Source organism: Arthrobacter sp. P1_D12 (genome assembly GCF_056406175.1).
Genome location: NZ_JBFUAR010000007.1, coordinates 117,139 through 124,581, shown reverse-complemented (window position 1 = coordinate 124,581; position 7,443 = coordinate 117,139). Strand labels below are relative to the sequence as shown.

Genomic DNA, 7,443 nt, shown 5'->3' with positions numbered 1-7,443 from the left:
GGGGGTCCTCCCGCATTTAACCCGTCATTCAGCCCGGGGTCCCCGCAACACCTGCGGGAGCATCCCGCCACACCCCGCCAAACGTGAGGGAGCGTCGGGGAACAACGCCACAGCCGCCGTCAGCCGCCCCTGGATCAGGGAGCTGCCCGCCGGCCGGCGGCCGCCGACAGAAGTGCCGCAGGAGGTTGTGAGACTTCCCACCGCGGGCCCCCGTTGACCTGGTGCCGTTAGCCGGTGGCGGGTTGCTCGCCTAGAATTGGGGGAGATGTACGGACTTCGAAGCGCTTGATTTCGGGTTGCGTAGGAAACGAAACACGGAACAGAGCGGCTGCGATTGCGCCAGTGGTCAGCTCACAACAGGAGGACCCCAGCATGGCTGAGCACAATGATGGCAACCGCGGCGGCAAGGCCCACGGCAACTCTGGCGGACGCAGTTCCGATGGAGCCCCTTTCCGCGGCACCAGCAACTCTGGCGGCGATCCCCGCGGATTCCGTTCCAGGGAAGACCGTGACCGTAAGCCTTATGGCGATCGTGCTCCGCGTGAGGGCGGGGACCAGCGCGGCTTCGGAAACAGCGAGCGTAGGCCGTACAGTGGCGGCGGTGAGCGTAAGCCTTATGGTGATCGTGCCCCGCGTGAAGGCGGGGGACAGCGCAGCTTTGGTGGCGACAGCCGCCCGTCCTATGGTGACCGCAAGCCGTACAGCGGCGGCGGTGACCGTAAGCCCTATGGTGACCGTGCCCCGCGTGAAGGCGGGGATCAGCGCGGCTTCGGCGGTGGCGGTGAGCGTAAGCCGTATGGTGACCGTGCCCCGCGTGAGGGCGGGGGTCAGCGCAGCTTTGGTGGCGACAGCCGTCCGTCCTATGGTGACCGTAAGCCGTACAGCGGCGGCGACCGTGACCGTAAGCCTTATGGCGATCGTGCTCCGCGTGAAGCTGGGGGTCAGCGCAGCTTTGGTGGCGACAGCCGCCCGTCCTCTGGTGACCGTAAGCCGTACAGCGGCGGCGACCGTGACCGTAAGCCCTATGGTGACCGTGCCCCGCGTGAAGGTGGGGGTCAGCGCAGCTTTGGTGGCGACAGCCGTCCGTCCTATGGTGACCGCAAGCCGTACAGCGGCGGCGACCGTGACCGTAAGCCCTATGGCGATCGTGCCCCGCGTGAGGGCGGAGGACAGCGCAGCTTCGGCGGCGGTGGCGACCGTGACCGCAAGCCGTACAGCAGCGGCGAGAACCGCAAGCCCTTTGGCACCCGCGAGGACCGTCCCGCACGGGGCTTCGACCGTGGCGACTCAGGCCCGCGCCAGTACGGACGCGACCGCCCCGAGGACCGTCCGGTTCGCGTGCCCAATGCCCGCGACCTCCGCAGCGCCAACCGCCCCGACCGGGAGCGTTCACCCCAGATCGACGAGGACGTCACGGGCAAGGAGCTTGACCGTGCCACGCAGCACCAGATCAAGACCCTCGAAGGCACCAGCGCCGAATGGGTGGCCCGCCACCTCGTCATGGCCGGGCGGCTCCTGGACGAGGAACCTGAGCTTGCCTTCCAGCATGCCCTGGCAGCCAGCCGCCGTGGCGGACGCCTCGCGTCCGTCCGCGAAGCTGTCGGCCTGACCGCCTACGCAGCCGGCCACTATGGTGAAGCCCTTCGGGAATTCCGGACCTACCGCCGGATCAGTGGCTCCAACATGCACCTGCCGGTCATGGCCGACTGCGAACGCGGCCTTGGCCGCCCGGACCGTGCACTGGACATGGCCCGGTCCGACGAAGCCAAGGATCTCGACGCCCCCGGCAAGGTGGAACTGGCCATCGTTGCAGCCGGTGCCCGCACCGACCTCGGGCAGCTCGACGCCGCGGTTTCCGAACTGGAAATCCCGCAGCTGGACATCAACCGCGCCTTTTCCTACAGCCCCCGGCTGTTCCGTGCCTATGCTGACGCGCTGACGGCAGCTGGCCGCGCTGCCGAAGCCACCAAATGGCAACGCCAGGCCACTGTGGCAGAAAACGCGCTGGGCCTCGGGGCTGACGAGGAACCCGACATCATCGATCTCGGCTGGGACGAGGAAGAAGAAGCCCGCGAGGAGGAACGGCAGCGCCGCCTCCGGGCGCAGGAGCATGCCGACACGCACGCCGGAACCGAAGAGCGCGCACCGCGTGCCGCAGGTGCCGCTGCCGCGGCAGAGGCCACCGGCGCCGCAGCCGGTGTGGCCGGCTTGAACGCGGGCGATGAGCTCGCCAGCGACGACGCCGAAGCCGACTACTTCGAGTCTGACGACCCCGAGTCCGACCTGGATTCAGTGGAATCCGACGTGCTCGACGAAGCTGATCACGAAGCTGATGACGAAGCGATCGCCGAGTCCGACCTGGAACTGAACGATGACGCGGACCAGGAACTCTCCGCTGACTCAGAGCGGGCCCAGCACGAAAGTGTGGAGGACTAATCGCATGACGGGTACCGCCCTGATCTCCACCTTTGATGCCCTGCTCTCCGATCTTGACGGCGTTGTCTATGCAGGGCCCAACGCCATTCCCGGGGCCGTCGAGTCGCTGCGCCGGCTGGCCGGGGTGGGCGTCGGGCTGGGCTACGTCACCAACAACGCATCCCGTTCCCCGGCACAGGTGGCCCAACACCTGCGCGATCTCGGCGCCCCCGCCGAGGACCACCAGGTGGTGAGTTCCTCGCAGGCGGCGGCAGCGCTGCTGGCGTCGATGCTGCCGGCCGGGGCGCACGTGCTCATCACGGGCAGCGCCGCCCTTGCCCAGGAAATTGAACTGGTCGGCCTGGTTCCCGTCCGCGGCGCGGAGGGAGACCCCGTCGCCGTCGTGCAGGGCTTTAGTCCGGAACTTGGCTGGAAGGACCTCGCCGAGGCGTCGTACGTCGTCGCCGGCGGCGCCCTGTGGGTGGCCACCAACACGGACTGGTCCATTCCCCAGGCGCGTGGAATCGCCCCCGGTAACGGGACGCTCGTGGCCGCCGTGGCAGCCGCGACCGGCAAGAGCCCGATCGTGGCCGGCAAACCCGAAGCCCCACTGTTCCACACTGCCGCCAAGCGGCTGGCGGCGGACCGGCCGCTGGTCGTAGGTGACCGCCTGGACACCGACATCCTGGGCGGCAACAACGCCGGTTTCGCCACCGTCGCTGTGCTGACCGGAGTGGACACAAGGGAATCGATCCTCGCGGCACGCTCTGTGGAGCGTCCCGATTTCCTCATCAATGACCTGACCGGCCTGTACGCGCCATACCCCGCCGTAGAGCACGACGCCGGGCGGTTCCGCAGCGGCACGGCCACGGCGATCGTGCGGGGGCAGTCGGTCCACATCAGCGGCGACCCCGCCGACCTCGATTCGTGGCGAGCCGCCTGTTCGGCCTGGTGGGCCGCAAACCCCGAGACGACCAGCGCACTGGCTCCGGTCCTCGAGTGGTCCGATCACTAGGCTGGACACATGAGCGAGCTACACCAGGGACTGGACCAGGCCCCAGACGAACAGCCGGCTGAGGCGCCGACCCCTGCGGCCGACGTCGCCTGGCCCGAGCTGCCGTCGCAGCAGCTCCCCGCGGAGCTGTCCGGGCACGCCGCACCAGAACACGCGGCACCAGAACATACGGCAGCAGTCCTGGATCCGGCCGTCAATGCTGTCCTGGACCGCCTCGGGGCCGTGCAGCAAATGCCTGTGTCCGGGCACGGCGAAGTCTATGCGGGCATGCATGACGCCCTGCTGGAGGCCCTGAACGAAGACGTGGCCGGACACGCCGGCGTGGCGCGCCGCATCCATGCCGCGGGGAACGGGGGATCGTGAGCCGGCTAGACCAGGCACTCGTCAGCCGGGGGCTCGCCAAGTCCCGGACCCATGCCGCCCGGCTCATTGCCGAGGGCAAGGTGAGCTATGGCGGCGAGGTCCTCGCCAAGGCGTCCCTGCAGGTCCCGGACGACGCAGCGCTGGACGTCACGGCCTCGGCCGAGGACGGCTACGTCAGCCGCGCCGGGCACAAACTGGCCGGCGCGCTGGATGCCTTTCCCGCCGTCGACGTCGCAGGCAAACGGTGCCTCGACGCCGGCGCCTCCACCGGCGGGTTCACGGACGTGCTGCTTCGGCGCGGTGCTGCCCACGTGGTGGCCGTCGACGTGGGGCACGGCCAGCTGGTGCCGGAAATGCGGAATGACTCCAGGGTTTCCGTGCACGAAGGCCTCAACGTCCGCTACATGGCGGCCGCGGAAATCGGCGGACCGGCCGCTCTGACGGTGGCTGACCTGTCCTTCATCTCGCTGACGCTTGTGGTGGCGCCACTCGCGGCCTGCACCCTGCCCGGCGGCGACCTCGTCCTCATGGTCAAGCCACAGTTCGAGATCGGCAAGGACCGGCTGGGCCGGACCGGCGTTGTCACCTCGGAACGCGAACGCCGGCTCGCCGTGGGCAAGGTGGCTGCCGCCGCCGTGGACGCGGGCCTGGTCTTGTCAGGCCTCGCCCAGAGCCCGCTGCCGGGCCAGGACGGCAATGTCGAATACTTCCTGTGGATAAAACGCGCGATGTCGGAAGTCCCGCCTAAGATCGAGGAGCGGGACGCAGCTGTTGCTGCGTTGCTCGGAACAATCTGGCCGAACCACTAGTACCACCAGAAGGCGGAACCTGATGAGCAGGCGTGTCCTGATCCTGGCCCACACAGGGCGCGAGGAGTCCCTCAAGGCTGCCTGGGAAGCCTGTGCGCTGCTGCACGAATCCGGGCTCGTCCCCGTGCTGCAGGAGAACGAGCTCGGGGACATGGTCCGCTTCTTCGGCCGGCTCGACCACCCGGTCGAGGTCCTTCACGACCACGTGAAGCTGCCCGAGGTGGAACTTGTCATGGTGCTCGGCGGGGACGGCACCATCCTCCGGGCTGCCGAACTGGTCCGCGAAGTCGACGTGCCGCTGCTTGGGGTGAACCTTGGCCACGTGGGGTTCCTGGCCGAGAGCGAACGGGCCGACCTCGCCCAGACCGTCGAGTGGATCGCCAGCCGTGACTACACGGTGGAGGAGCGCATGACGATCGACGTCCAGGTCTGGGTCCGCGGCCAGAAGATCTGGCACACCTGGGCCCTGAATGAGGCCGCGATCGAAAAGGGCAACCGGGAACGGATGCTGGAGGTGGTCACCGAAGTCGACGAACGCCCCCTGACCTCATTCGGCTGCGACGGGGTGGTCCTGGCCACGCCCACAGGCTCCACGGCCTACGCGTTTTCCGCCGGCGGTCCCGTGGTGTGGCCCGAAGTCGAGGCCCTCCTGATCGTGCCGATCAGCGCCCATGCCCTCTTCGCGAAGCCGCTCGTGGTTTCGCCGCGGTCCCGGCTCGCCGTCGAGATCCTGAACCGCACCGACGCCCAGGGCGTCCTCTGGTGCGACGGCCGCCGCTCGGTGGATCTGCCGCCCGGCGCCCGCGTCGAAGTGACCCGCTCCGCAACGCCGGTGCGTCTGGCCAGGACGCACCAGACCCCCTTCTCCGGCAGGCTCGTGCGCAAATTCCAGCTCCCCATCCAGGGCTGGCGCGGCCCCGTGCCCCAAACCCGGGCCATCCACACCGGCCCCCTCCCGATCATCCGCACGCCCCGTCCCATGCCGCCGCTTCCCTCGCCGCGCCACGAGGGAACTGCCGACGTGCCCGACCCCTCGACAGATCCCACAACCGAGAAGTGAACCATGCTTGAAGAACTGCGCATCCGCGACCTCGGCGTCATCACCGACGCCACCCTGCCGCTGGGCCCGGGCCTCAGCGTGGTGACCGGTGAAACCGGTGCCGGCAAGACCATGGTGGTGACCGCCGTCGGGCTGCTCCTCGGTGCCAGGTCCGACGCCGGCGCCGTCCGCAGCGGCGCGAAGAGCGCCTCGGCGGAGGCCGTGCTGAAGCTCGACGCCGGCCACGCTGCCGTCGCGCGGTCCAGGGAAGCCGGGGCCGAGGTGGAGGAGTTCGACGGCGGTGTGGAACTCCTGCTGGCCCGCAGCGTCGGGGCCGACGGCCGTAGCCGGGCCTATCTGGGCGGACGCGCCGCGCCGGTGGGGGTGCTGGCCGAAATCGGCGAAACCCTCGTGGTGGTGCACGGACAGTCGGACCAGATCCGGCTCAAGAGCCCGGTGGCGCAACGCGGAGCCCTGGACAAATTCGCCGGCGAGAGCCTTGCCGGCGCGCTTGCCGCCTATCAGGACCTCTACGCGCACTGGCATGCCAGCCAGGGCGAGCTGGACTCCTTGCGCAGTGCCGCGCGTGAACGCCTCCGCGAGGCCGAGTCGCTGCACGTAGCCCTGGCCGAGATCGACGCCGTGGACCCGCAGCCGGGGGAGGACGAGGCCCTCAAGGCCGAGGCCGTGAAACTGGCCAACGTCGAGGAATTGCGGATCGCGGCCAGCACCGCCCACCAGGCGCTCATCGCAGAGGACTTCGGTGAAGAAGCCGACGCGACCACCCTCGTGGACGCTGCCAAACGCACCCTGGAGCACGTTGCCGAACACGACGGGGAGCTGGGCTCCGCCGCGGCACGCCTGGCCGAGGTCGGTTTCCTGCTCAACGACATCGCCGCTGAACTCGCCAGCTACCAGGCCGCCCTTGACACGGAGGGCCCGGAACGGCTCGCCGAAATCGAGGACCGCCGGGCGGCGCTGGCCAAGCTGGTCCGCAAGTACGCGCCGAGCATTGACGAGGTGCTGGTCTGGGCGGAGGCCGCCCGGGCCCGGCACGAGGAACTCCAGGACGACTCCACCCGGATCGAAGCGCTGGACGCCGAGGTCGCCCGGGCCGAATCCGAGCTCCGGAAGAAGGCCGCCGGGATCAGCAAGGCCCGCACCAAGGCCGCCAAGGACCTCTCCGCGCGGGTCAGCGCGGAGCTCACGGCGCTGGCCATGGCCGATGCCACCCTGGTCATCAATGTGGAGCCCGCAGGCCAGCTCGGACCGTTCGGGGCCGACGAGATCTCCTTCCTGCTTCAGCCGCACTCCGGCGCGCCGACCCGGCCGCTGGGCAAAGGCGCCTCGGGCGGTGAACTCTCCCGCGTCATGCTCGCCATTGAGGTGGTGCTTGCCGCCGTCGATCCCGTCCCGACGTTTGTCTTCGACGAGGTCGACGCCGGCGTAGGCGGCCGTGCCGCCGTCGAGATCGGGCGCCGGCTGGCGATGCTGGCCCAGCACGTCCAGGTCCTCGTGGTGACCCACCTGCCGCAGGTGGCCGCGTTCGCGAACCAGCACATCAGGGTCACCAAGACCTCCGTGCGGGGTGCTGACGGGGCTACCTCCACCGGCTTCACCTCCAGCGACGTGCAGCTGCTGGACGAGGCCGAGCGGGTCCGCGAACTGGCCCGCATGCTGGCCGGCCAGGAGGACTCCGAATCGGCCCAGGCCCACGCCCAGGAGCTGCTGGACGACGCCAAACTCCTCCCGCAAAGCTAGGCGGGCCCGAAAGGACCTCCGCAGGGACTCCCGCGGGGACC

At 69.4% G+C, this 7,443-nt stretch carries 6 protein-coding genes; all 6 read left to right on the top strand.

The features are described 5' to 3' along the window. The first annotated feature begins 372 nt into the window (after window positions 1-372). The 6 genes from AC1DZV_RS07495 to recN are packed head-to-tail and all read left to right on the top strand — an operon-like array spanning window position 373 to window position 7,402. Window positions 373-2,436: a hypothetical protein gene (locus tag AC1DZV_RS07495; RefSeq protein WP_476952145.1), complete on the top strand. Its 2,064-nt coding sequence runs from the start codon at window positions 373-375 to the stop codon at window positions 2,434-2,436. A 4-nt stretch (window positions 2,437-2,440) separates the two neighbouring features. Then, window positions 2,441-3,430: an HAD-IIA family hydrolase gene (locus tag AC1DZV_RS07490; protein ID WP_476952144.1), complete on the top strand. Its 990-nt coding sequence runs from the start codon at window positions 2,441-2,443 to the stop codon at window positions 3,428-3,430. Between the two features lie 9 nt (window positions 3,431-3,439). Further along, on the top strand, window positions 3,440-3,793 hold the full coding sequence (locus tag AC1DZV_RS07485; protein WP_476952143.1) for a hypothetical protein: 354 nt from the start codon (window positions 3,440-3,442) through the stop codon (window positions 3,791-3,793). Beyond that, the gene (locus AC1DZV_RS07480) at window positions 3,790-4,602 is read left to right on the top strand and encodes a TlyA family RNA methyltransferase (protein WP_476953343.1); all 813 of its coding nucleotides are present in this window, start codon (window positions 3,790-3,792) and stop codon (window positions 4,600-4,602) included. The genes AC1DZV_RS07485 and AC1DZV_RS07480 overlap by 4 nt, the downstream gene beginning before the upstream one ends. Window positions 4,603-4,624: 22 nt before the next feature. Beyond that, window positions 4,625-5,662, top strand: coding sequence for an NAD kinase (locus AC1DZV_RS07475; protein WP_476952141.1), 1,038 nt, complete (start codon window positions 4,625-4,627; stop codon window positions 5,660-5,662). 3 nt (window positions 5,663-5,665) lie between these two features. Then, entirely contained in the window at window positions 5,666-7,402 is a 1,737-nt protein-coding gene (recN, locus tag AC1DZV_RS07470; RefSeq protein WP_476952140.1) for a DNA repair protein RecN, read from the top strand. Window positions 7,403-7,443: the final 41 nt, after the last annotated feature.

Bases quoted from the DNA above. Each gene is read 5' to 3' on its own strand.
- recN (WP_476952140.1), top strand. From the start codon at position 5,666: ATGCTTGAAGAACTGCGCATCCGCGACCTCGGCGTCATCACCGACGCC.
- AC1DZV_RS07485 (WP_476952143.1), top strand. From the start codon at position 3,440: ATGAGCGAGCTACACCAGGGACTGGACCAGGCCCCAGACGAACAGCCG.
- AC1DZV_RS07495 (WP_476952145.1), top strand. From the start codon at position 373: ATGGCTGAGCACAATGATGGCAACCGCGGCGGCAAGGCCCACGGCAAC.
- AC1DZV_RS07490 (WP_476952144.1), top strand. From the start codon at position 2,441: ATGACGGGTACCGCCCTGATCTCCACCTTTGATGCCCTGCTCTCCGAT.
- AC1DZV_RS07475 (WP_476952141.1), top strand. From the start codon at position 4,625: ATGAGCAGGCGTGTCCTGATCCTGGCCCACACAGGGCGCGAGGAGTCC.